We start from the raw sequence: 24,303 nt of genomic DNA on the forward strand, positions 1-24,303 counted from the left end.
GAAGGAGGACCGCTGGCACGAGAAGGAGGACTGCTGGCACGAGAAGGAGGACTGCTGAGGCGAGAAGGAGAACGGCTGGCGCGTGGAGGACGGCTCGCCGCGACGCGGGAGCGAAGAGCATCGTGCACGCTCGAGCAGGTTGAACGTGCACGCGATGACCGCGGTGCGATCGACCCACAGGATCGTCTCTACGAAGCCGCCACCGAACTTCGCCGGACAGCGGGGCAAGGGCAGCGGCGTCGAGCACGAGCGGGGACCGGGGCGGGCCCGCTACGCCTGCAGCACCTCGTCGAAGTCGCCGGGCCCGGAGCTGGGCAGTCTCTGCGTCGCGCTGAGGTAGCGTCGGGTCTGGGCCTGCCAGGCGAGGTAGCCGCTCATCCAGGCTGCCATCACCTCGACATAGGTATCCACGGCGGCCCGCTCCCGGTCGGGGAGCCCGAGCTGCGCGCGCATGGCCGGCACCTGACGGGCAAGTTCCTGGAATCGGGCGCAGCGCTCTGCGACTTCTCGGCGGGCCGCTTCTATGGCGGTGCTCCTCGATGGGCGCCGGTTTCGCGCTGCCTTCTCGGAGTCCAGGCGATGTTCGATTCGGACGAGCACTGGGGTTGGTTCAGACGCCTCGCCGCTCCCTGGCATTCACGTCTCCTGCTTGCCCGCGGGGCGCTCCGGGCGCAGGCCGGCGAGGACGATGTCCACGTACCGGGCGGCGGCTTCTCTCGGTTTCTCTCCGGCTGCCGCGGCGTGCTCGATGCCGCACACCAGCCTTCGGAGGTCGCTGACCGTCACGTCGCGCCGGAGCGCCTTCTGCTTCCTGGCGCGGGTGACCAGGGTGGCGGCCTTGTCCTCCAGGGCGCGGAAATCGGCGGGGGAGGCGGCGAGGATCTTGGCGACGAGGGGCTGGTGGGTGAGCAGGTCGACCCAGCGGCGGAGGAGCAGGTCGAGGGCGGCGCCGGCATCCTCGCGCTGGAGGGCGTCGTCGATGAGGGCGCGGAAGGCGGCGAGGTCGTCCTCGACGAGCGCGACGAGGAGGGCCTGTTCGTCCTCGAAGTGGCGGTAGACGGTGCCCACGCCGAGCTGGGCCTCCCGGGCGAGGGCGTTGAAGCTCGGGACGGTGCCGGCGCGCGCCATCTCCCGGGCGACGGAGAGCAGGTGCTCGCGGTTCTGCCGGGCGTCGGCGCGCTTGGTGGCCATGCGCGGAGCATACCCGGAAACGGATAGGTTGTCCGTTTCGGGTTGCGGGCGGCCGTGAAACGGATTAGTTATCCGCTTATGCGAACCGTGATGATCACCGGGGCGAACAGCGGCATCGGCTTCGAGGCGGCGCGGATGCTGGCGGAGCGGGGCGACCACGTCGTCATGGCGGTGCGCGACCGGGGGCGCGGGGAGGCGGCGCGCGCGTCGATCTTGCAAGCGTCTCCGGGGGCACGGGTGGATCTGGAGCTGGTCGACCTTGGCGACCTCGACGCGGTGCGGGCGCTCGGGGCGCGGGCGCCGAAGCTCGATGTGCTCGTCAACAATGCCGGGCTCGGGACGATCCCGCTCGCGCGGACGAAGGAGGGGGTGTACCTCCAGTTCGGCGCGAACCACCTCGGGCACTTCCTGCTGACGGCGCTGCTGCTGAAGCACCTCGAAGGAGGCGCGGATCCACGGGTGGTGACGGTCAGCTCGGGCCTGGCGAGGAAGGGGACGTTGAAGCTCGACAACCTCGATGGCAGCCGCGGCTACACCCAGGGAGGCGCGTACGTGCAGAGCAAGCTCGCGAACTCGCTGTTCGCGGCGGAGCTGGATCGCAGGCTGCGCGCGCGGGGATCGGCGGTGAAGAGCGTGGTCGCCCACCCGGGCATTGCCGCGACGCCACTGCAGACGAAGCCGACGGGCCTGATGGGCGTGGGGTCGCGGCTCGTGAGCGCGCTCTTCGGGCGCCCGGCCGCCGAGGGCGCGCTGCCGACGGTGCACGCGATCGTGGGGCAGGACGTGCAGGGCGGCGAGGCTTATGGCCCCGGGAGCAAGCGCGGGGCGCCTCCGCAGCGAGAGGCACCGTGGCCGGCGTTCGCGGATCGCGCGTCGGCACGGGCGCTGTGGGAGCGCTCGGAGGCACTGGCGCAGGTGAGCTGGCTCTGAGCGACGCGGATGCCTCTCGACCATCCCCTGCTCGCTCCCGTGGTGGCCTCGCGGTATGGCTCGGGCGGGAGCACGTTGATGAGCGATTTCAGGACACCGTTCGGACCGCAGGTATTCACGCCCGCAGACGCCGCGTTCGAGCAGCGCGTCCGCGAAAGCTTCGCGCGCCAGCGCGCCATGAGCACCCTCGGCGCAGCGCTGACGTCGGTATCGCCGGGCGAGGTCGTCATCGAGCTGCCCTTTCGAGAGGACCTCACGCAGCAACACGGCTACCTTCACGCGGCGATCATCACCGCCATCGTGGACAGCGCATGCGGCTACGCCGCGTACTCGCTGATGCCTGTGGACGCCGCCGTTCTGACGGCGGAGTACAAGGTGAACTTCCTCGCACCTGCCGCTGGCCGCAGGTTCATGGCCTACGGGCGGGTGACGAAGCCCGGTCGGACGCTCACGGTCACCACAGGTGACGTGGTCGCGGAGACCGAGGGGGGGCTGAAGCCCGTCGCGACCATGCTGGCGACGATGATGACCGTGAGCGGTCGGGGATTTTCGGGCTGATGTCGCGCCTGGGATCGCTGGTATCGACGCGTGGCTGCCGGGGCGCCCTCAGTGCGTGACCGCCTTGGAGAAGACGTTGACGATGACCACGCCCACCACGATGAACCCGAGCCCGATGATCGCCGCCAGGTCCAGGCGCTGGCGAAACACCACGGCGCCCACCGTCGAGATGAGGACAATGCCGAGGCCGCTCCAGATCGCGTAGGCAATACCCATGGGTATCGTCTTCAGCGCATGCGAGAGAAAGTAGAATGCGCCCATGTAACAGATCACCATGGCCACGGTTGGAATCAGCCTGGTGAACTGCGCCGACTTCTGCAGGAGCGTCGTGCCCACGATCTCCAGCGTGATTGCGAGCCCCAACGCTCCATAGGTCATGACGGATGGGTTCATGGTTTCCTCGTCAACGTGATGAGCTGCCTTCGTAGGGTTTCAGCGGGAGAGCCATGCAGGTCATGCGCATCGAAAAAGCCCGATAGCCACATGCCGTCGACCGCGTACCGCGCCAGCTCCAGCATCGGATCGGCGTCGACGCGGCCCTCCTGCTGCAAATGGCCGTCGAGCCACTCCACCCACTTTCGCTTCAAGGATGGCTCGGTGAGGGTGGACATCATCAGGGCCGACCACCCGCCCCGGTCCTCACGTCCGATGAGATCCAGCGTCCCGTTGATGTAGGCCCTGGTGAAGCGCCCGAAAGGCTCCGGGTCGGAGGCCATCTCGCGCTGCACGATCTCCTCGAACGCCTGCATCAGATCGTCGAAGATCGCCTCCACGAGCGCCTGCTTCGAGGGGAAGTGGTGCAGCAACCCTCCCTTGGTGACGCCCGCCGTCTCCGCGACCTCCTGCAGGCTGAGGCCGGCCACGCCCTGCTGACCGCAGAGACGCGCCCCGTGCTCCAGGAGCCGCCGCCGGACGAGGGCGGGCTCCTTCTTGCGCTCGTACGCTCTCGTCACTCAAAGAAGATACCAACTGGTAGGTTTCTTCGCAAGGGGGAATGATTCCGGTGGGTTGGCGGCGGCTCGGGGGGCGGGGGTGCATCCCGGGAGGTGCGGCTCGGCAACGGCTCTCGGCGACTGCCTGGAAGGGATGACGGGGTCGTCTCCTGCGCTCTGACCGCCAGCATCACCTGCGCTGCAAGGGCTTCAGAAATGCCCCACGAGTGCTGCTCCGGCGCCCTTGTCTCCGGCCCATGGCACCACGCCCAGGTCGCGGCGCGACTTCCGTTCCTCTGCGTCGCTCGGGCGCGCCGGTTCCGCCGTCACGATCCCGTAGAGCGCGCTGCCCACGCCGAGGAGCCCGGCAGCCCCGAAGCCCAGGGCAAGCCCCAGGCTGCGGTTCCACTGCGCCTCCAGGGCCGTCGCTTTCGCGTCATCGTAGCGATTCCAGTCACAGAGGTTCGCCGGGCAATCCTCGGAGACTGTCCCCCGCACGGCTGCGTGGTTGATGGCGAAGACCAGCCCGGCGCCCAGTGCCAGGAGGCCGGCACCCCCTGGTATCCAGACCCAGCCTGGCACCTCGGGACCAGCGCCACCCGGCCCGGCCGTCACCTCACCTCGGGACGGGGGCGAGGCGCTGCTCTCGCCAGAGGGTGACATCCGGGCGCCCCCCACGCGCCGCGGGGCTTCCGGGAGCGCACGCGCCGCGCCGGTCTCCGGGGAGAGCGATAGCTCGACCGTGAGGGATTCGGCCACCTTGACGGTGACCTGGCGCGGCTCGGCCTGGAACCCTCTGGCTGCCACGACCAGCAGGTGCTTCCCCGGGTTCACCTTCCAGGGCAATCCCAGAGCTTCCGCGGGAACTGCCTTCCCATCGACGAGGACCTGCACCTGCACGCCAGCCGGCTGCTTCACGGTGATCACCAGCGCCGGGATCTGGTTCGCCAGTTCCTCCGCCAGCTCCGCCGCTGCACGGCGTGCCCTCGTGAATGCCATCGTCTCGTCCGGGGTGGGCGGGATCTTCGTCACCCCCAGCGCAACGGCGCGCGCTTCCATGAGCCTGCCGAGCGCCACCAGGCCCTTCGCCAGATCCAGCCCCGTCGTGGGGACTCCCATGATGGCGTGCGCTGCCTGGAAGTAGCGCACCGCGACCTCACCGTCGCCCGCCTTGAGCTTCTCCCGCCCCTCCAGGAGCAGCGCCCGCGCCCGCTCCCGATCCTCGGCCGTCGGCTCCGCAGCCTGCGCGCTGGCGGAAAGGACCGTTACAGCCACGGCCAGCAGCAGCGTCCAGCCTCGATGGCGGCGAAGCGTCGTCGGTGTGGTTCTCATGCTCCCTCCTCAGAAACCAACGTCGTCGCTGCCGTCACCTGCGGGCGATCGTCGTGGCCTCGCCGGTTTCTTCGTGCTCATCCCCTCGGGCCTGGTCACCGCTCCGTCGGCATGACCTGCAGGCTGGCCAGACCACCCGACCGGGGCGGCCACCGCGTTCACGTTGGTCGCGGCCGGAGTCTTTGCCGGTGCAACCCCGGTGGAGAGCGCCGTGTCTGGCGGTGAGAGATCCGCGTTCGCGCTGACGCTCGGGACCGGGGCCGCAGCGGCGCTGACGCTCGGGACCGGGGCCGCAGTGGTTGCAGGGTCCGTGGCTGCGGCAGCAGGCTCTCCCTGCGCCGGAATCAGACCCTCCGGCACCTGCTGCACCTGCTCCGCGATACTCGCGGGGCCGCCCGGCAACAGCGCTGCTCCCACCAGCGTGAGCGCACCCAGAGAGAGCGCGACGAGCGCGAGCGAGCGGTGCTTCGGTCTGGCGTGTGCACCCGCAGCGACAACACCCTGCAAGGTCCGTCCCTGGGTTCTGTGCTCCGCGATCTCGTGCGGCGTGCTGTCAGCCGCCTTGCCAGCTCCTCCGTCAGTCACCCGAGAAGCTGCACTCTCCTCTGGCGCTGCTACCCAGGGCGCGGAGGTCGCCTCGTGATCTCCCTCGGAGGCCATCGCCCCCTGCCCCCCCTCGGCGCCCACCACGGCTGCCTCCAGCGCCTCTGCCATCTCCCTGGCAGACGCGAACCTGGCCGCAGGATCCCGCTGCAAAGCCCTCGTGACCCACGCATCCACGGCCGGCGGGATACCTGATCGCAGCGCGCTGGGCGCCACCAGCACCCCGGAGCTCACGGCCACCGCCAGCGCCCCGAGGGTCTCGCCGGTGAACGGCAGCTTCCCGGTCAACATCTGATACGCCACCACCCCGAGCGCCCACAAGTCCGCGCGCGCATCCACGTGCTTCGAGCTGAGGAGCTGCTCCGGGCTCATGTAGTACGGCGTGCCCAGCATGCTCCCGCTCTCGGTCATGCCCGGGTCGCCCTGCACGTTCTGCTTCGCGATCCCGAAATCGAGCACTTTCACGAAGGGCTCGCCGTCCAGATCGAGCAGGAAGAGGTTGTCGGGCTTGATGTCGCGGTGAATGATCCCGAGCTGGTGGGCCCGACCCAGCGCCTTCGCCGTCTGGCTGACGATTTGCGCTGCTTCGCGAAACGACAGCCTGCCGAGCCTCGTAATGCGCCGCCGGAGATCCTCTCCCTCGAGCAGCTCCATCACGATGTAGAGCGAGCCGTCCGCCGCCACCCCGTGATCGAACACCTGCGAAACGTGCGGGCTCTTGATCTGGGCGGCGGCCGCGGCCTCGCGGCGGAAACGGGCCACGAGGACCGCGTCCTGCGCGGCAGCAGGCGTCATGAATTTCACCGCGACCTGGGTGTTCAGCCCCAGGTGCTCGGCCACCCAGACACTCCCCATCGCGCCCTGCCCCAGCGGACGCACCAGCCTCAGCGTGGGCGAGATCTGCTGTCCGGCCATCCTTGCCGCCCTCTCCATGGGACCCGACTTCACGGGGCCCGACTTCACGGGGCCCGATCAGACCGAGCATCCAGCCCTTGGGGGAGAGAGTTTGATCCTGCCTGTCCCACCAGGTCAAGAACGTTTTCAAGCTTCTAATGAGCAAGAGTATGAGCAAGGGTATGAGCAGGGGTATGAGCAAGGGTATGAGCAGGGGTATGAGCAAGGGGTTGAGCGGGCGTGTTACGTGTGCCTTGCGGGAAACGTGTGCATATTTGTCGTTTTTGAACCCTCCGCGTCGAAGCACAGAAGTGGAGAAGGATACAGTTGCTCCTCTACCGCATTATCAGTTAGAGTCCCCACCGTGCATGTGGACACCTGGCCTCCAGCGGATTTAGAGACCCCCCGCGTTCTCCGGGTGGCGCTTACGATTCTAGCTCGAAGCGTGCGCATGTACCCCAGCGGCAACCTGGCAACGACGGAGCATCTACCATGCGCATCCATGAACTCTTCTGTGCGGCCTCCTTGCTCGTGGGGACGCTCTTCTTCTCGGGGGCGTCCCGGGCCAACCCCAATTACTTCGAGTACAAGACCAACTATCCTCCCGTTGGCAACAACGGGGAGATCAACGGGTCGCTCGGGGCTGGCACGGCCCGCAGCTTCGTGGCGTCGGGGCTGATGGGGGCGAAGTTCTTCGGCAACGCGAACGTGGCAGGACAGGAGGGCGCTCTCCTGAACGCCTGCAAGAGCATAACCCCCGCAAATTCGACGTGGCCCGAGCGGTGCAGCTTCGGCCAATTTCAGACGGTCCTCAACGACACATTTGGCCAGAACTGGTTCGCCAAGTCATACAGCCCTTCCCAGCAGAGCATCGCCATCAACGCCCAGCTGAATGCCCTCAGGATCTATCAATCGCCTTCGCTCGTTCCAATTTATGGCCAGGCCGATCACTGGGCCACCGTTTACGAGATGCGCGTGGATCTGAACATGGGCGAGGCACTCGTTTACGTGAAATTCTACGATGGCGGACCCGAAGTGCTGCCTGGTACCCCCGCCGGTGAACAGGAGTCGGACGGGGGGTGGAACTATTACGAAGACGGCGTGGGCCAGGCGAGCGGCGCTACGTGGAAAACCACGTTCTACAAGGTCCTCACCAGCGTGGGCACCAGCGACCCCTATTACAACAAGTACCTCGTCGCCTATGATCCGCCCAGCAAGTCGCCGCAACTGCTCGCCATGGACACCGAGAGGATCCAGTCCATGTCGACGACGCTGGTGCCGTTCCCGGGAATCGTCGCCGCCACGGAGAGGATGGACGCCGGGCTCGCCGAGGCGCGCGTCTGGGATGCCATCTTCCTTGCCGGCATCGATGACGATCCTCTCTTCTGGTCCGCCCTGGAGAAAGGCACGGCTGGCGAAGCACGGGAGATACACGGCTATAAGCCCTCGGGCGAAGTGTGGGACTACTTCCTGGTGCCCATCCTGATCAACGACGGGGAGGTCTCGGCCATGGTGCAGCTCGCGAAGAGCGACGGTGCCCTGGAGCAGATCTGGATCCCCTCAAAGCCGCTGCCGTTCCTGGGCATCAGCAGGCAAGAGGCATTCGCGCGCGCCGCGGAGATGCTGCTGCCGGATGAAACCCTCGCAGGGGGTGAGCTCACGTGGGATCCAGCGCTCAATGACGCGCACTGTCGATCGCCGCTGCTGCCGTACTACCAGTTCGACATCCACGGCAAGGAGGGCGAGCTTCGCGGTGGGGTCATCGTGGCGCTCGACGATGGCGTCGCGCGCGGCGTCAAGGCGCTCACGCCCCAGCGTGAGATCTCCGCGGGCTGGTAATCGCAGTCAGACGCACTCAGGGCAACGACGGGGGTCGCCGGATCGCAGGGCCGGAGGGCGGGCTTGCGCCGGCTGAAGGTGAGGAGAAGGGTGGATGAACAAGGCAACGCCGTCACCCGCGGGAGGCCACCCGCCGACCCGCAGGGTCGAGATGCTGCTGGCTTTCCTGAGCACCGCAGGGCTGATCATCCACTGCGCACCGGACCTGAAGGTGGTCGCGCCGACCAGCAGCGGGAGCACGGGGAGCGGTGGGGACCCGACAGGCGGCGGAACCGGGGGTGAAGGTGGCGTCCATGCCGGCGGGGGGACCGGGGGAGTGAACTGCAGCGCACCCCTGAGCGCATGCGGTGAGCGATGTGTGGACCTGTCGATGGATCAGGAGCACTGCGGTGCTTGCGATCATGACTGCCTGGGCGGAGCGTGCTTCGAGGCCACCTGCCAGCAGGTCGTGCTCGCCACGGACCAGAGTGAGCCGCAGGCGCTCGCGGTCGACGCCAAGAGCCTCTACTGGGTGGACAGGTCCGGCGGGAGGGTGAGGAGGAGAGCTCACTCGTCTGGCGCGCTGACCGACCTTGCTTCCGGCCAATCCGGGCCATTCCGGGTGGTCGTGAACGGGTCGCATGCCTTCTGGACGAATCGCGACGACGGTTCGGTGATGAGAGTAGCCCTCGAAGGCGGCAGCCCGGAGGTGCTCGCGACGGGTCAGGCGGAGCCGTATGCCGTCGCGGTCGATCAGAGCTCGATTTACTGGACCTGTAGCGGGAATGGCACCGTGGTCCGACGAGCGCTCTCCGGCGGCGCCATCGTCACCATGGCCTCTCAGCAAGGCACCCCCACCGCGCTGGTCGTCGACGCGAACCTGCTGTACTGGACGAGCTTCGGCGGAGGCGCCGTGCGCAAGCAACCGCTCGGTGGTGGTGGACCCACGAACCTCGCGACCCTGCTGGATGGCCCCGTGGATCTCGCGGTTCGCGCGTCGACGGTGTACTGGCTGAATACGACGGGCGGGGAAGTGATGCGGGTCCCCACGGCGGGCGGAGCGAGCACCCTTGTCGCGAGCACCGAAGCTGGCCTGGAGCGGCTCGCGGTGGACGAGACTCACGTGTACTGGACTGACGGCATCGCCGGGACACTCTCACGCGCTCCACTGGGTGGTGGTGCGGTCGAGGTGCTGGCCGACGGTATGGTGCAGCCCCTGGGGATCGCCATTGATGATCGCGCCGTCTACTGGACGAGCATGGACGCGAACGGGTCGATCATGATCATGGCCAAGTGAATGCTCTGCACGACCCCTGTCCATCGCCAGGGCACGGAAGGTCAGTACCGTGAGAGAGCGGCGCACATTGAATGAACCTGTGAACGCGCGTCGAAGGCGCTGAAAAATTCATCGCTACACTGTCAGAGGGGGCTACCATGATCACCGGACCTGAGGAGCTGTACGCGCAGGACAGGCGTGCATACAGCCAGTTCGGGTCTGCGTCGGCCATTGCTGGGAACACGCTGGTCGTCGGGGCCCGCAGCGCGCTCGACGGGACGGGGGCCGCGTATGCCTTCGTTCGCGGCGAGAGCGGGTGGATCGAGGAGGCGGAGCTGCTCGCCCCGGATGGTCAGGTCGGGGACGACTTCGGCTTCTCCGTGGCCATCTCCGGAGATACGGCGCTCGTCGGGGCCTTGTTCGCCAAGGAAGGCCCGCGTCATACGGGGGCGGTGTACGTCTTCTCCCGAGAGAGCGGCGCCTGGGTCCTGGAAACCAGGCTGGTCGGCAGCGAAAGCGCCCCGTTCGGTCTGTTCGGATGTAGCGTGGCCATCGACGGCGATACGGCCGTGGTGGGTGCTTTCCAGGTGCATGAGAAGACCGGGGCTGCCTACGTCTTCGGTCGGGTCGGCGGCACCTGGCGCGAGCAAGCGATGCTCGTGCCGGAGGAAGCCAAGAGCTTCGATGACGTCGGTATCTCCGTGGCGATCTCGGGCGACACGATCCTCGTCGGGGCCGATACGAGGCATGAGCAGGGAGAGGCCTCGGGAGCGGCTTATGTCTTCAAGAGAGAGGACCAGGTCTGGCACCAGCAAGCCAAGCTGACGGCGAGTGATGGCAAGGAGTACCGGTTCTTCGGCAACCCTGTCGCCCTCGAGGGCGACACGGCATTCGTCGGGACCTACCTGGCCGATGGCGCGGCTCCAGGGTCAGGTGCCGTCTACGTGTACGAGCGGACTGGTGCGCTCTGGCAGGAGCGCACCAAGCTGTCGCCGCGGGACGGTCGGTCGGGAGACGCTTTTGGAATCTCGCTGTCGACCGCACCTGGCAAGCTCGTCGTGGGGTCTTCGCAGGTGGATGACCAGGGGGAATCCTCCGGGGGTGGTTATGTCTTCCTCCAGACGGAGGGGGAATGGAGCGAGTATGCCAAGCTCACCGCGGGGAACGGCGCGGCGGGTGACAGGGTGGGGACGTCCGTAGCGATCGACGGCAACGCGGTGGTGGCCTGTGCACCATGGCGAGATGGCGGCTTCCTGGATACAGGATCAGCCTACGCCTTCCAGCTCGATACAAAGCTCGAGGAGGGAGAGCCTTGCACCACCGCTGCCGACTGTCGCTCCTTCGAGTGCGTCGATGGAACGTGCGGGCCGACCGGCTCCACGCCAGTCCAAGGTGAGACCCAAGATCAGGCGCACGTCGATGAGGGTGGTGACCCTGGGTCCGGTGATGCACCCCTCTCGAATACCTCTTGCCACCAAGGCTACGGCACCCCATCCGTGGCGTGTACCGAGTGGTTTGCTGGCGGATGTCACGCCGGAATGGTGGCGCATACGAGCACAGAATCGGCAGGCCTCTGTCTCCTCGCCGTGATCGCTGGTTGTCGATTCTTCAGGCGTCGAGGTGGCCGGTATCGGCTGTTCGGCTAGGCGCGAGCCTGGAGGCGCCCCCGACGGGCACGTGACGGGTCCGGTCTCGGCCGGCCCGGTCGCGGAGCGCGGAGCGCGGAGCGCGGGGGGAGGGGCGCTCCAGAGCGTCGAGGCGGAGCCTGCCTTCCTTCGCTCAGCCGCCTTCGCGGAGGCGGAAGCGCTGGATCTTGCCGGTGGCGGTCTTGGGCAGCTCGGTGACGAAGGCGATCTCGCGGGGGTACTTGTGGGGGGCGAGGCGGCCTTTGACGAAGGCCTGGAGGGCGAGGACGAGGTGGTCGCCGGGGGCGTGGCCTTCGCGGAGGACGACGAAGGCGCAGGTGCGCATCAGGCCGGAGGGGTCGACCTTGCCGATGACGGCGGCTTCGAGGACGCACTCGTGCTCCTGGAGGACGATCTCGACCTCGACGGGGGCGACGTACTGGCCGCTGACCTTGAGCATGTCGTCGCTGCGGCCGGCGTAGACGTAGTGGCCGGTGGGGAGGCGCTGGTACTTGTCGCCGGTCTTCATCCAGTCGCCGAGGAAGGTGGCGCGGGTCTTGTCGCGGTTGCGCCAGTACAGGAGGGCGGTGGAGGGGCCCTTGACGTAGAGGTCGCCGATCTCGCCGTCGGGGACGAGGGCGCCAGTCTCGTCGCGGAGGGCGACGTCGTAGCCGGGGACGGGGACGCCCGTAGTGCCGTAGACGACCTCTCCGGGGCGGTTGGAGAGGAAGATGTGGAGCATCTCGGTGGAGCCGATGCCGTCGAGGATCTCGGCGCCGAAGTGGGCGGTGAAGCGCTCGCCGACCTGCTGGGGGAGGGCCTCGCCGGCCGAGGTGCAGACGCGGAGGGCGACGTCGGCGCGGGCAGGGAGGGCAGGGGAGGCGAGCATCGCCAGGAAGAGGGTGGGGACGCCGCAGAAGAGGGTGGGCTTGTGGCGGGTGAGGCGGGCGAAGATGGCGTCGCAGGTGGCGCGCTCGGCCATGAGGACGGTGGTGGCGCCGACGCTGAGGGGGAAGGTGAGGGCGTTGCCGAGGCCGTAGGCGAAGAAGAGCTTGGCGGCGCTGAAGACGACGTCGGACTCGCGGATGCCGAGGATGGGCTTGGCGTAAAGCTCGGCGGTCCAGTGGAGGTTGCCGTGGGTGTGGACGGTGCCCTTGGGGCGGCCAGTGGAGCCGGAGGAGTAGAGCCAGAAGGCGATGTCGTCGACGTGGGTGTCGGCAGGGGCGGCGGCGGGCGGCTCGGCGAGGAGGGCGTCGAGGTCGAGGTCACCGGGGGCGCCGTGAGCACCGGGGGCGCCAGGAGCCCCAGGGACACCGGGAGCACCGTCGGCAGCGGCGTCGCGGGCGGCGGGCTGGGAGACGAGGAGGCGGAGGGAGGTGCCGGAGGTGGTGACGGCGGCGCGGAGCTTGTCGAGGAGGGGGCCGGAGGTGACCACGAGCTGGGCGCGGCTGTGGCCGATCATGTAGGCGTAGTCGTCGGCGGTGAGCAGGGTGTTGACGAGGACCGGGACGACGCCGGCGTAGAGGGCGCCGAGGAAGACGACGGGGAGGTCCACGGTGTCGAGCATGGCGACGAGGATGCGCTCCTCGCGGCGGAGGCCGAGGCGGAGGAGGGACGAGGCGAAGCTCCTGATGCGGTGCTCCAGCTCGGCGTAGGTGAGGGTGCCGAGGTCGTCGATGTAGGCGACCTTTTCGCCGCGGGCCTGGTTGAGGGCGAGGAGGTGGGCGGCGAAGTTGAACTGCTCGGGCGGGGCCTTGGGGGCGAGTTCCATGGCTTCCTCGGGGAGGCGACGCGGCAGGGCGGCGTCGCACGGGACAGGGGTCGGGAGCTACGAGGGGACGTTCGTTCCGGATCCTGGGGCGCAGGAGGCTGCGCAACCTGACGCGGCAGGCTGCGCGACGTGGCGCGGCGGGCTGCGCATCTCCAGGGAGTAGCACGTGGCGCGCGCGCCGAGCCTGGATTGTGCTTGCACGATCGGGAGGAGGGGCGGCTACCCTCGGGGGGAGGAGGCGGGGCAGGGCGCTGCGTTCGAGCTCTTCCGGATGTGCCGATGGGAGACCCTGCCAAGAAGCGCGCGACGTACGCCGACCTGGAAGCGGTGCCGGAGCACCTCGTGGCCGAGTTGAGCGCTGGCGTGGGGCACACGTTCCCGCGGCCGGCGTCGCCTCAGTGCAGGGCGGCGGGGCGCCTCTGCATGACCGTGGGACCTCCGTTCGACATGGGGAGCGGCGGGCCCGGGGGCTGGCACATCTACGTGGAGCCCGAGCTGCACCTGGGGGAGGACGTGCTCGTGCCGGACCTCGCCGGGTGGCGCCGGGAGAGGGGGCCGCAGATGCCGCGGGCGCCGTTCTTCACGCTGCCGCCGGACTGGGTCTGCGAGTTCCTATCGCGCTCGATGGTTGCCGAGGACTTCTACCGCAAGGTGTCGGTCTACGAGGCGGCGGGGGTGACGTGGCTGTGGTACATCGAGCCCACGATGCAGGCGCTGGACGTGTATCACCTCGGGCCGCAGAAGCGCTGGACGTTGCAGATGCGGATCCAGGATGTCACCACGGTGCGTGCGCCGCCGTTCGACGCGGTGGCGCTAGACCTGACGGCGCTATGGGAAGGGCTGGCGGACGAGGCGCCCGGAGGCGGCTGAGGCCACCCGGAGAGACAGCCGTCGCGGGAAGGTGGCTGGAGGTCATCCCGACGTCGGCAAAGCATGACGTCGCCAAGCCCAGCGTCTCGCGCGCTCCGAGCACCCAGAAGGGGAGAGTGTGTCTCCGGGTGACGGCCCATCCCCTGGGTACCGCGATAAGGATCAGGATTGACCAGGGACGAAAACATAAGACAGACTGTGAGGCACCCAGCGGCCCTGCATGACGGCTTCATGCCGTCGACGCGGGGCTCCGCTGACGTTGTCGTCCCACGCAATCCCCCATTGTAGGAGGGATGTTGTCGATCCTGTTGATGGCGAGCCAGCGCCCATACGCGCCTCATAATTAGTTGCCGTCCCAGAAGGCTGTCTCCAGCGGTGGGCGGAGCCTCTGCCGACAGTGGCGCGAGCAGTTCCGACTGCGATAGCGCAGGGTCTGCGATGCAAATGTGCCTTGTTTCACAGATGGAGGCGCTTGCTGGGCACACGCCTCCAGCCGGCCCTGTTTTGGGGCGCCTGAGCACGTCCTTGCCGCGGGTCGACGGCTAACCGGTGGCGGCCAGCGCGATGGTCACCAGGTTCGCTGCGATGACGGATCCCATCACGTACGCTCTGAATGACGAGAAGGTGCGCCAGTCACAGCGACCCAGACCGAAGGCACGTTTGAGGTAGGAGATGACGCCCTCGACACCTGCCCTGGAGTTGCGCAGGACGCGGTAGACCCGCGAGCTCTTGACCATCTCCAAGACCTCCAGCCCGCGACGCTTGCTGAAGGCGACGTCACCGACGCCGAGAGCCTTGATCTGAGCGACGTTGGACTGGGAGGCGAAGCCGCCATCGAACGCTGCCTGCTTTGGAGGCTGGCCGCAGATCTCGACGTGCCGCTTCATCATCGTGGTGGCCATGGAGGAGTCGGCGGGGTTTCCTCGGGGCACGACGACATCGAAGATGAGGCTTGATCTGCCGGCCGAGAGGAACACCTTGTGCCCGAACTGCGTCTCGCCGTTGGCCTTCACGATCACGTCGACGTGGGGCTCAAAAATCGAGACGACCTTCTCGTGCGCTGGCACGGACTGGCCTCTCAGCACCCGGCGCTGCGCTTGATCGAGCACGCGCTCGGCAGCGACGACGTGGTACTGGAGCTGTGCCATCAAGCTGTCCACTCTGGCTTGGTCTTTATCGCCCCGCACCTTGCGCAAGATGGCCAGCGCTGTACGTGCATCGCGGAGCGTCCTCTTCAAGCGTCTGCTCGGAGACCGCCTTGATGTTTCGCTGCAACGTGGACTTGCTCGGCCCCGCGTCGGCGACGCCCAGACCACAGAAGGCGCGGTACGTGGCCGAGTCCGCAAGGTGGAACTCCAGCTCCTCGTAGCTGAAGTCCTGCATCTGCTTGAGGACGAGCACCCGGAGCACTTGCTCGGCGCTCATCCCCTGTCGCCCTGTGTGAGGGTCGACGCCAGCCCCAACGAGGTCCTTGAGCACAAGCTCCGCTGCTTCGGGCAGCGCGTCGAGGACCTGGGCAATGTGCCCCAGTTGCTTCGCTTGAGGGTGATTCAGCCACGGCTGCGTGAGGGGTCGCTGTCGGTCGAAGCTCTTGCGCATCGGAGCGCCGTCCTCCCTGACGGTGCAGGGGACCGCCGTGAACGCGATCCCTCCGACATACAAAGTTGCGGACAGCTCGTCGTCTTTTCCTCAGCGCCCACGAGATCGCGGCAAGGTCATCCACCGGCGGACCCCTACGTCAGGAACCCGCGACCCAATCGTCGCAGGGTCGTACCGTTATCGGAGACTCGCGCCAGCTAAAGCTCCTCGGATGCTCCACGGATCGAGGCTCCCCCCCTTTTGGGACGGGAACGAGGTAGTCCGGGGTGAGCGCATCCCCGCAATCGCTTGCAGCTTCCTCCGGATCGCTGCGACCTCCTCTCCCCGTCCCCTCCGTTCCGGTGTTCCTTCGCACATGTTTTTTTGTGCACGGCGCGTGCTCGCACTTCCCGTGCCCGTGCTCGCGCTTCCCGCGCCCATGCCCTCATCTCCCGTGCCCGTGCCCGTGCTCGCGCTTCCCGCGCCCGTGCCCTCATCTCCCGCGCCTGTGCCCGCCCCTCCCGCGCCCGTCCCCCGCCTCCCCGCGTACGTCCTGCCCTCTCCCGCGCCCGTCCCCGACCCCTGCGGGCATCGAACAGCCGCGGCCACACCCTCCGGACCACGCAGCACGTGCTCCGGAGGCCTGCCGAGCTGGGGGTGCGGAACACGCCCTGACGCAGCTCCATGGGCGTCGCGCCTGGCGTGGCGGTACTTCTCGAAGACGAACTGGCGGATGCGGCCGAAGATGGCGAGCACCTTCCGGGTGTCTTCCGCTTCGTTGGGCTGTGACACGTCGATCGCGTCCGAGTAGTCGCGCGGGAGCCGCACCTCGTAGGGGCGCCTGATCGTGACGCGGGGGAGAGACTCGAGGGGCATCCCGCGAGCGCCGGATGGAGCCCGGGTCCGTGCTAGCCTCCGCACGGGCCGAGGTCGCAGCGCTGGCGCGGTTCCTCGCCTGGAGACGCTGATGGGACATCCCGCCGAGAAGCCGCAGCACCCCGCCACCTACGCCGACCTCGAAGCCGTGCCGGAGCACCTGGTCGCGGAGCTCATCCAGGGGGTGCTCTACACCTTTCCTCGGCCCGCCAGCCCGCACACCAAGGCGGCGGGCATCCTGACCATGGATCTGGGCACGCCGTTCACGCGAGGCCGAGGTGGCCCCGGGGGGTGGTGGATCCTGCCGGAGCCCGAGCTGCACCTGGGGGAGGACGTGCTCATCCCGGACCTCGCCGGCTGGCGGCGGGAGCGGATGCCCGAGGTCCCGAGCGTCCCTTATTTCACGCTGCCGCCGGACTGGGTGTGCGAGGTCCTCTCGCCTTCGACCGCGACCCACGACCGGTTCCGGAAGATGCCGGTCTACGCGAAGGCGGGGGTGAGCTGGCTCTGGTTCATCGATCCCGTGGCGCGATCGCTGGAGGTCTTCCACCTGAACGCACGGAAGCTGTGGGAGCGGGAGCAGGCGTTCTCCGGGGAGGATCGGGTGAGGGCTGCGCCGTTCGATGCCGTCGAGCTGGAGCTTTCGGCGCTCTGGACCCCGGATGCTGCGAGGACCTGAGGGTTCCTGCGGAGCATCAGCGCGCGAGCAGGTGGCTCGACCCGGGCACGCCGAAATCTTCCTCGCCACACGGGGAGTCCGGTGGGCCGTCACAGGCGTGGCCGCACCAGGCGGCGTTCGATGCCTGCCAGCACGGGTAGTGGTGCGTCATCGCGTGCAGGGTGAGCACGGGCCAGAGGGGGATCACGAGCGCCGGCCAGAAGCTGCCCGAGCGCGCGCACTGCAGGAAGCAGAGCACGGCGAGGAGCGCGGTGACGCCGAGCCGGAGCGCGTCGAGCGGGGGGAGGCCGCCCTTCCAGAGCAGGGCGTAGGGCGACGCGAGCAGGAGGAGCGCGAGCACCCAGGCGAAGCGTGATGCGGCACGACCTGCCGGGAACGCCCGGGAGAGCCACGGGAGGGGGAGGGGTCGCGGGGGCCGGGTGCGTCGGTCGGCGCGCCAGAGGGCCACGCCGAGCCCCAGGGCCGCGCCGAGGACGGCGCCTCCGAGGGCGCCGACGTGGATCATCACCCATCCGAGCGCGAGGCCCTCGATGCCGAGCGCGAACCCCACGAGGACCGCGAAGGTGAGCGCGAGCGCGGCCGCGGAGAGCAGGAGCCGCGCTGGGCCGGGCACCGGGGGTGGAGGCAGGAGCTGCGCGCCTTCCTGGTCGCTCATGAGCCGAGCATAGACCCTCGATCAGGGACCAGGGGGACGGCGCGGCAGTGCCTCATGGATCTGCATGTGAAGAGGGCCAGCGTCATGAGCGGACATGTCTGTACTCACGTTGAGGCACGCCGGATTGCTTGCTGAATTTCGCCATGATTCCGCGAGGTATGGACCGCTGGTGTCGCGTAACCGCCCGGCCAAAGGCATGGACCATGGCCGGTTGCCGCCCTGCGGCGCCCCGGTGAAGCTGGGTCCCGGGCAGGGCTCAGGCTGAGGGCAGACCGGTGCCCGTCACGCCAGGGAGCGCGAGGAACGTGGCGCAGCGGGCCGCCGTTTCGTGAAGATGGTCAGGCGTCAGGGCGCAGTTGGCTGAACTCTGGCCCAGGCGTCGGGAAGCAACTCGTCGAGGCGGGCACGAGGCCAGCCGTCTTGCAGCTTGGTGAGGACGTCGGTGGCCCAGGTGAGCGGGTTGACGGCGTGCATGCTGCACGACCTGAAGACGCTGAATCCGATGGCGAGGCGCTCCGCGCCCTTGTCGGAGCCGGCGAACAGGAAGTTTTTTCTGCCGAGAGCGACCTTTCTGAGCTGTCGCTCGACCTCGCCATTGTCGATGTCGAAACGGCCATCGGTGAAGCACTGCCGAAACGCTTGCTCTTGGTGAATGGCGTAGAACGTCGCGGCGTACAGCGGCGTCTAGGGGACGAGGTGAGGATGCAGCTCGTGAACCCATTGATAGAAGGCGTCGACGAGAGGCAGGGACTGCTCCTGTCTGCGTGCATGGCGGTCTTGCGGGGAAAAGACTTCGGCCTTGCACGCAGCCTCGATGCGGTAGAGCGCCTGGAAGTAGCTGAGGGCGATGGCCGCGCGGGCATCATGCAGCTTGGCGGCTTTCTCGAACTTGGCGCGGAGGTGCATGGCGCAGCCGAGACGACGGTCCTCGGAGAGGATGGGCTCACCGCTGCGGTCGCTGCGCAGCATGGCGTCGTAGCCGGCGTAGCCGTCGCCCTGCAGAAAGCCCTGGAAGCCGTCGAGGAGCGCCGCTGGGTACTTGGCTTTCCAGTCCGGCGCGTAGAGGAAGGCGGCGAGGTCCGCGCCGATGAAGGACCAGAGGTGTCCGCGTTTGATGCCCCGCGGATGGTCGCGATCCTGCACGGGCATGCCGGTGTCGTCGGCGCGCACGTAGAAGGCGGAGAGCACGCGCTCGGTGATGCGTGCGGCGACGGGGGCGAGGACATCGAGCGCGAACGAGGACCAGTCGCCGAGCGTCGAGGCGGCGAGTGGGACCCCAGCGCATGCGCACTGCTGCGCCTGACGGTAGAGGGGCAGCGAGTCCTCGAACTTGTCGACGAGGAGCTTGGCGAGCAGACCTGCGCCTGGCCGTCCCCGGTCCATGACCTTGTCGCTGGGCGCCGTGGCCACGCCCTGCTCGGGACAGCGCGGGCACGCGAGCTTCTCGCGCTGCTCTTCGATGACCACGAAGTGGGCCGGGACGAAGTCGAGCACCTCGCTGGTGCGGTAGCCGATGCATGCCTTGTCCTTGCCGCAACGCGGGCAGACCCGCTCCGATGCAGGCACGGTCACGCGTCGCTGCTTGCGCTCCAGGTGCGGGGGACGTGGGGAGCGTCCGCCGCGAGGCGAGGGGGGCTTCGGGGGCTCGGGAGGTTGGGGCACGAGCTCACGCTCCGGCTGCGCGGAGGCCTCGGGGCCAAGCTCGGCGAACAGCAGGGAGAGCTGCGCGGCGCTGATCTTCTGGCTCTTGCGGCCGTACAGCTCGCGCAGGGCGGTTTGCAACCGCAGTGACAGGGCGTTGTTGGTCTCGCTCATCTGAGCGAGCATCTGCAGCACAAGCTCGATGAGGTCCGAGGTGCGTCCCTCCTCCGCGAGCTGGCCGAGCTTGCGGCGGACATCATCCAGGTCGTTGGGGGGCTTGAGGGAAGAAGCAGAACGGCGGGCCACGTCGCGCGCTGTAGCCGCCCTGCGCGAAGACACAAGCTTCAATTTACGCGCTGTGTTTACCACCTGCCGGCAGCCGCCAGCGCTTCCTCTGCACCGCGGCGGACAGGTCGAGCCCCTCGAGCATCAGCGCAAGCTCGGCTGCCTCGACCTCGACATGGGTGGCTCCTGCCGACAGCTTGCGGCCGAGGTGGAACCGACCCTGTGCGAGTCGCTTGGCCACGATGCAGTAGCCGGTGCGGTCCCAGAAGAGGATGCGCACCTGGTCCGCCCTGCGATTGAGGAACACGAACAGGTGCCCTGTGCGTGGGTCGGCCTGGAAGCGCGCCATGACCTGCGCCGACAGGCCATCGAAGCCCTTGCGCAGGTCCGTGGGCTCGGCCGCGACATAGACCCGCACCGACGGCGGGAGCATCATCATGGCCGCATCTCCGCCGCGAGCTGAAGCACCCGCTCCAGCGTCTCGGCATCGAAGCCCTCTGCCACGCGCACCAGGCAGCCATTGGGCAAGACCAGCTCGATGGGGGCCGGTGCCCTCGTCGCTATCGCCGAGACCACCGCCGTCGAGGAACTTACCACGCGCACCGGCAGAAACATCGGGGGCTTCCTCTCCGCTTGCTGCGTCGTGCGCAGCTTCCAGCTCCACCAGTGCAGTTGCTGTGGCTTCAACCCCTCCGCTTGGCCGAACTCCGGCGCGCGCAAGCCGCTCCGCTTCCAGCGCTCGACTCTCTCCGCCCACTCTGCTCGCGTCGCCATCTTCACCTCCAGCGATGTGCGAGCAGACCCGCTACGCCCAGTGGCAGCGGTCCGTCACGATGGCGGAGACCGGGCGGATACGGTGTCGCTTCGTCGCGTGCTAGGTTGCGCGCCATGTCCGCAGACTGGCCCAGGATGTACCGCACGATGGTGCCGCAGTCGTCGGTGACACTCGCTGCTCCGGCGGTGGGGACGACAGAGCAGGCATGCGCTCGGTACGAAGCGCTGCTCGTCGCGCTGCACCGCGAGATGCGGGCGGGTAGAGGGGAAGGGCCGTGCGCGGAGGATCTTCGCGGCGAGATGGCCACGCTCTGGTACGAACTCGATGAGGAGCAAGCGACACTCTTGGACGACCTCTCGGAGGACCTCTACCTCATCGAGGGGAAACGCGCAGTCGTGTCGTTCTCCGAAGGAGAGACGGTCTCGGGCATGGGGCAGCAGTTGGAGAGAGCCTTCAAGGCCGGAGAGAGCCGACGAGTGCTGACGCTGATCCGGAAACTGCCGTCCATCGAAGCACCGACCGCCTTTGTGATGGGGCGCTCCTGGGGAAAGCTGGGGCTCCAGCAAGCTACCGCGTGCTTCTACGAGTTCGCAAACGCGTTTGGATCCGGCAATCCGGCGCAATACACGCGGTACGAGGAAGTCCACGACGTGGAAGGTGCCCCGTCTGCGAATGGCCGGGAGCTGAAGCCCCAGATTGATGAGTCCGAAGGTAGAGGTGCGAAGATGAACAACGCGCACAGCTCTACGGTATGACACTCGATAGCGGGAAGTGTCTATGGACAGTAGCTGCTAAAGTCATTATGGAAGGATTCCGACGCCAGACGTGACCATGAAGGCATTGGTCACGTCACATCGCTCCCTGGCGGCTTCCAACTGCTCCCCGCTGAAGGATCCCTCGCGGTTCGCTTCTTTTTGAAGTTCCTTGAGCACCCGTGGGAATACAGCGAGCACTTCGTCAGGTGTGACCTCTCGCTTGCTGGCCAAGAGATACAGTGCAAGTTGACCAGTGCGAACGAACGCGTCAACGGTGTCCTTCGAGTAGCCACCACAAGAAGCCAACATTACAAGCTTATCATTAAGTTCGATGTTCGCCTGTGCGAGAGCTGCCCATGGGACAACAGTGCCTGTCAGCTCGGTGTGTACTGGAGTTGATTCCAAGTCATCATCTTTCACTTCGCCGTGAGCGACAAGAATAAGAACGTTGAATTCGCCTTGCGCTTCGCAAGCATCCAAGAATTCGGCCCACTTACTTGGAAAGGATACGCGCTCAACCTCGACTCCGTCATTCCGAAGCCGTTCCTTAAGGTTGCTTGTCATCCTATGCTCAAAATTTCTTGCGTTCTTCGTCGTATCTATAATGCGAACTACGGGCTGCCCGCTGACGTAGGACGGCACATTGAGGTGCGAATTGGAAGTTTTTCACGGTTACCCCCGTACGCACTATTAGATGATGTGAAGATCTCGCAACGCTTGTGGCGCGCACATGCTGCCACAAATCATTTGTGGCGCACCAGTGGTTAAATCAAGGAACGGGCGCGTTCGCGCGCGTTCCTTGTGATTCCGCAGCATAAGCGCCGCAGGGCGATAGCCCTGAAATAGACCGCTCTAGCTGCGGCCGGTCATTCATAACAAAGAGGGCAAGGACTAAGTTTCACAGGTTGAGGCGCTTGATGGACACACGCCTACAACCTACAACCGCCCGCGCTTGTGGGCGTCTGACCACGTCACCGCCATGGGCCGGCGACTAACCGACAGCGGCGAGCGCGATGGTCAGCAGGTTGGCCGCGATGACTGCGCCAGTTACCCAGCATCTGTTGGTTGCTTTACAACGCGGCCTGTTGCGCGCAAGCCGATGCCAGCAATCTACAGTGTCTTTTTGACCTCGTATGTTGCGGGGGCAGAAGGTGAAACCCCTTCTTCTGAAAGGTCATCCCGCTGGCCAAGGAGGCGCCTGAACTCGTCCTCAAGTCTATCGAATATTTTTTGCGTCCTCCCGCATGAAGTCATCAATCTTTGACCATTCTCCATCGTCGCCAGGACCACTTTTTTCGACCCTGCTCCAGAAGCGGGTCGTTTGTTTGTCGATGGCATCAACAAAGTGTCCAATATCGTTAGCGATTCGCTTGGGGAGATATATCCGTCGTATGTCAAATTCGGCATTAAACAATTTAAAGGCTGCCCCGAGTTTGGAAAGTACAGGAACGGGTCAACTAAGACACTACCAGCGTACAAGACGGCGCCTCCGAGGGCTCCGACTTGGATCATCACTCACCTGAGCGCGAGGCCCTCGATGTCGAACGCGAACCCCCCGAGGACCGCGAAGGTGAGCGCGAGCGGGCCGCGGGAGCACGCGCCGCACCGAGTCGCGAGGCTTTACTTCGTGGCGGGGGCGGCGGGCTTGGGGAGGTGCTCGAAGGCGCCGGCGGGGGCCTGAATGGCGGCGCGGCGGTGGTAGAAGGCGAGGGCGCGGAGGCCGCCCAGCTCTTCGCCGCCGCCGGCGCGGCCGGGGCCGCCGTGGAGGGACTGGGGCATGACGTTGCCGTGGCCGGTGTGGGCCTTGGCGACGGCACCGCTCACGGCGTGGACGCGGCCGTGGGTGTCGGCGAGGTCGAGGGCGAGGCGCGCGGTCTCGGCGTCGTCGTCGCTGTACACGGAGGCGACGAGGGAGCCGCCGCCGCGACGGGCGAGGGAGAGGGCGTGGGCTTCGTCGCGGTAGGGGATGAGGGTGGCGACGGGGCCGAAGACCTCGATGTCGTGCACGGAGGGGGCGTCGTCCTTGCGGAGGCCGAGGAGGTGGGGGGCGACGATGGCGGCGACGGTGGGGTCGGCGTCGACGAGCTGGGTGGCGCTGCCGTCGAAGAGCAGCTCGGTGTCGCGGCGGAGGGCGGCGAGGCCGGCGAGGACGCTGTCGCGCTGGTCGCGGCTCACCAGGGAGCCCATGCGCACGGTCTCGTTCCTGGGGTTGCCGACGGTGATCTTGGCGAGCTTGGCGCGGAGGGCTTCGGCGGCGGCGTCGAAGTGGGCGGCGGGGACGAAGGCGCGGCGGATGGCGGTGCACTTCTGGCCGGACTTGATGGTCATCTCGCGGGTGACCTCGGTGATGAAGGCGTCGAAGGCGCCGGTGCCAGGGGCGGCGGAGGGGGCGAGGAGGGCGGAGTTCAGGCTATCGGCTTCGACGTTGATGCGCGCGGAGCGCTCGACGAAAGTCGGGTGGGCGCGGAGCTTGGCGGCGGTGTCGGCGGAGCCAGTGAAGGACACCACGTCGAAGGGCTGGATGCGGTCGAGGAGGCCGCGGGCGCTGCCGCAGATGACGGAGAGGGCGCCCTCGGGGAGGACACCGGCGGCGATGACGTCGGCGACCATGCGCTGGGTGAGCCAGGCGGTGGCCGTCGCGGGCTTGATGATCACCGGGACGCCGGAGAGGAGGGCCGGGGCGGCCTTCTCCCAGAGGCCCCAGGCGGGGAAGTTGAAGGCGTTGATGAAGAGGGCGAGGCCGCGGGTGGGGGTGAGGACGTGCTGGGCGCGGAAGCCGCCGTCCTTGTTGAGGGAGTAGCCGTCGCCGTCGGGGAGGGCGCGCGCGTCACCGAGCGAGGCGCCGAGCTTGGCGAAGTAGGAGAGGGTGAAGAGGGCGCCCTCGATGTCCATGCCGCTGTCGGCCTTGGTGGTGCCGGAGTTCTGCGTGGAGATGGCGTAGTAGTCGTCGCTCTTCGCCTTGAGGACCTTGACGATCTCGCCGAGGAGGGCGGCGCGGGCGGCGTAGGTCTGGGCGCGGAGGGCGGCGCCGCCCTTGTCGCGGGCGAAGGTGAAGGCCTGGTCGAGGTCGAGACCTTCGCTGGAGACGCGGACCAGCTCCTCGCCAGTCACGGGGTCGAGGAGGGGGGTGCCGTCGCCGCTGCCAGCGATCCACGCGCCACCGACGTAGTTCTTGAGGGTCTCGCTCATGGTCGGCGCAGCATGGGCGTGATGGCTCTTGTGGGTCAAGCACTTTGGTGCATACACTCCGCGTGAGGCG

General features: G+C 67.4%; 20 protein-coding genes and 2 pseudogenes. 8 read left to right on the forward strand and 14 right to left on the reverse strand.

From position 1 onward, the window contains the following. Positions 1–270 precede the first annotated feature (270 nt). Entirely contained in the window at positions 271–462 is a 192-nt protein-coding gene (locus tag CAP_RS34195) for a hypothetical protein (RefSeq protein ID WP_156041393.1), read from the reverse strand. Positions 463–636: 174 nt separating this feature from the next. Next, positions 637–1,191 carry a TetR/AcrR family transcriptional regulator gene (locus CAP_RS34200; protein ID WP_044248632.1) on the reverse strand — a complete coding sequence of 185 codons (555 nt, stop codon included), beginning with the start codon at positions 1,189–1,191 and terminating at the stop codon, positions 637–639. A 78-nt stretch (positions 1,192–1,269) separates the two neighbouring features. Here CAP_RS34200 and CAP_RS34205 point away from each other — a divergent pair, with 78 nt between their 5' ends. Further along, entirely contained in the window at positions 1,270–2,121 is an 852-nt protein-coding gene (locus CAP_RS34205; protein ID WP_044248634.1) for an SDR family NAD(P)-dependent oxidoreductase, read from the forward strand. 9 nt (positions 2,122–2,130) lie between these two features. Next, the gene (locus tag CAP_RS34210) at positions 2,131–2,679 is read left to right on the forward strand and encodes a PaaI family thioesterase (protein WP_231511851.1); all 549 of its coding nucleotides are present in this window, start codon (positions 2,131–2,133) and stop codon (positions 2,677–2,679) included. 48 nt (positions 2,680–2,727) lie between these two features. Here CAP_RS34210 and CAP_RS34215 read toward each other — a convergent pair whose 3' ends face one another. The 4 genes from CAP_RS34215 to CAP_RS34230 form a co-directional block, all read right to left on the reverse strand. Then, a complete protein-coding gene (locus CAP_RS34215; protein ID WP_044248636.1) occupies positions 2,728–3,072 on the reverse strand; it encodes a DMT family transporter in 345 nt (114 codons plus the stop codon). Beyond that, on the reverse strand, positions 3,069–3,632 hold the full coding sequence (locus CAP_RS34220) for a TetR/AcrR family transcriptional regulator (protein ID WP_044248638.1): 564 nt from the start codon (positions 3,630–3,632) through the stop codon (positions 3,069–3,071). The genes CAP_RS34215 and CAP_RS34220 overlap by 4 nt, the downstream gene beginning before the upstream one ends. A 189-nt stretch (positions 3,633–3,821) precedes the next feature. Further along, positions 3,822–4,943 (reverse strand): hypothetical protein, encoded by a 1,122-nt coding sequence (locus CAP_RS34225; protein ID WP_052376506.1) that lies wholly within the window; start codon positions 4,941–4,943, stop codon positions 3,822–3,824. Positions 4,944–4,952: 9 nt separating this feature from the next. Beyond that, positions 4,953–6,494, reverse strand: a complete 1,542-nt coding sequence (locus tag CAP_RS34230) for a serine/threonine-protein kinase (protein WP_231511852.1) — start codon at positions 6,492–6,494, stop codon at positions 4,953–4,955. Positions 6,495–6,932: 438 nt separating this feature from the next. Between CAP_RS34230 and CAP_RS34235 the strand changes: the two genes are divergently transcribed. The 3 genes from CAP_RS34235 (at position 6,933) to CAP_RS46170 (ending at position 11,180) form a co-directional block, all read left to right on the forward strand. Next, the gene (locus CAP_RS34235) at positions 6,933–8,279 is read left to right on the forward strand and encodes a hypothetical protein (protein WP_044248640.1); all 1,347 of its coding nucleotides are present in this window, start codon (positions 6,933–6,935) and stop codon (positions 8,277–8,279) included. A gap of 94 nt (positions 8,280–8,373) precedes the next feature. Continuing rightward, a complete protein-coding gene (locus tag CAP_RS34240; RefSeq protein ID WP_044248643.1) occupies positions 8,374–9,555 on the forward strand; it encodes a hypothetical protein in 1,182 nt (393 codons plus the stop codon). A 137-nt stretch (positions 9,556–9,692) separates the two neighbouring features. Then, positions 9,693–11,180: an FG-GAP repeat protein gene (locus CAP_RS46170; protein ID WP_052376508.1), complete on the forward strand. Its 1,488-nt coding sequence runs from the start codon at positions 9,693–9,695 to the stop codon at positions 11,178–11,180. Positions 11,181–11,313: 133 nt separating this feature from the next. Here CAP_RS46170 and CAP_RS34250 read toward each other — a convergent pair whose 3' ends face one another. Next, positions 11,314–12,930, reverse strand: a complete 1,617-nt coding sequence (locus CAP_RS34250; protein WP_044248644.1) for a benzoate-CoA ligase family protein — start codon at positions 12,928–12,930, stop codon at positions 11,314–11,316. Between the two features lie 279 nt (positions 12,931–13,209). On the opposite strand from CAP_RS34250, the gene CAP_RS34255 reads away from it, so the two are divergent. Then, positions 13,210–13,800 (forward strand): Uma2 family endonuclease, encoded by a 591-nt coding sequence (locus CAP_RS34255; protein WP_044248647.1) that lies wholly within the window; start codon positions 13,210–13,212, stop codon positions 13,798–13,800. A 542-nt stretch (positions 13,801–14,342) separates the two neighbouring features. Here CAP_RS34255 and CAP_RS49085 read toward each other — a convergent pair. Next, positions 14,343–15,399 (reverse strand): annotated as a pseudogene (locus tag CAP_RS49085) (transposase). A gap of 946 nt (positions 15,400–16,345) precedes the next feature. On the opposite strand from CAP_RS49085, the gene CAP_RS34270 reads away from it, so the two are divergent. Beyond that, positions 16,346–16,933: a Uma2 family endonuclease gene (locus tag CAP_RS34270; RefSeq protein ID WP_044248652.1), complete on the forward strand. Its 588-nt coding sequence runs from the start codon at positions 16,346–16,348 to the stop codon at positions 16,931–16,933. Positions 16,934–16,949: 16 nt separating this feature from the next. Here the strand turns inward: CAP_RS34270 and CAP_RS34275 are convergent, their stop codons facing one another. The 4 genes and pseudogenes from CAP_RS34275 to tnpA form a co-directional block, all read right to left on the reverse strand. After that, on the reverse strand, positions 16,950–17,588 hold the full coding sequence (locus CAP_RS34275) for a hypothetical protein (protein WP_044248654.1): 639 nt from the start codon (positions 17,586–17,588) through the stop codon (positions 16,950–16,952). 345 nt (positions 17,589–17,933) lie between these two features. Continuing rightward, positions 17,934–19,535: pseudogene (gene tnpC / locus CAP_RS34280) on the reverse strand (IS66 family transposase). A gap of 43 nt (positions 19,536–19,578) precedes the next feature. After that, a complete protein-coding gene (tnpB, locus tag CAP_RS34285; RefSeq protein ID WP_044248656.1) occupies positions 19,579–19,953 on the reverse strand; it encodes an IS66 family insertion sequence element accessory protein TnpB in 375 nt (124 codons plus the stop codon). After that, positions 19,950–20,288: an IS66 family insertion sequence element accessory protein TnpA gene (gene tnpA / locus CAP_RS34290; protein ID WP_044248658.1), complete on the reverse strand. Its 339-nt coding sequence runs from the start codon at positions 20,286–20,288 to the stop codon at positions 19,950–19,952. Before tnpA ends, tnpB begins: the two co-directional genes overlap by 4 nt. Before the next feature lie 114 nt (positions 20,289–20,402). Here tnpA and CAP_RS34295 point away from each other — a divergent pair, with 114 nt between their 5' ends. Continuing rightward, positions 20,403–21,044, forward strand: a complete 642-nt coding sequence (locus CAP_RS34295) for an HAD family hydrolase (protein WP_044248660.1) — start codon at positions 20,403–20,405, stop codon at positions 21,042–21,044. 45 nt (positions 21,045–21,089) lie between these two features. Here the strand turns inward: CAP_RS34295 and CAP_RS51325 are convergent, their stop codons facing one another. Together CAP_RS51325 and CAP_RS34300 are read right to left on the reverse strand one after the other, a co-directional pair. Continuing rightward, positions 21,090–21,608, reverse strand: coding sequence for a hypothetical protein (locus CAP_RS51325; protein ID WP_156041394.1), 519 nt, complete (start codon positions 21,606–21,608; stop codon positions 21,090–21,092). A 1,056-nt stretch (positions 21,609–22,664) separates the two neighbouring features. Next, on the reverse strand, positions 22,665–24,233 hold the full coding sequence (locus tag CAP_RS34300) for a 3,4-dehydroadipyl-CoA semialdehyde dehydrogenase (protein WP_044248661.1): 1,569 nt from the start codon (positions 24,231–24,233) through the stop codon (positions 22,665–22,667). Positions 24,234–24,303: the final 70 nt, after the last annotated feature.

Source organism: Chondromyces apiculatus DSM 436, from assembly GCF_000601485.1.
Classification (GTDB): domain Bacteria; phylum Myxococcota_A; class Polyangia; order Polyangiales; family Polyangiaceae; genus Chondromyces; species Chondromyces apiculatus.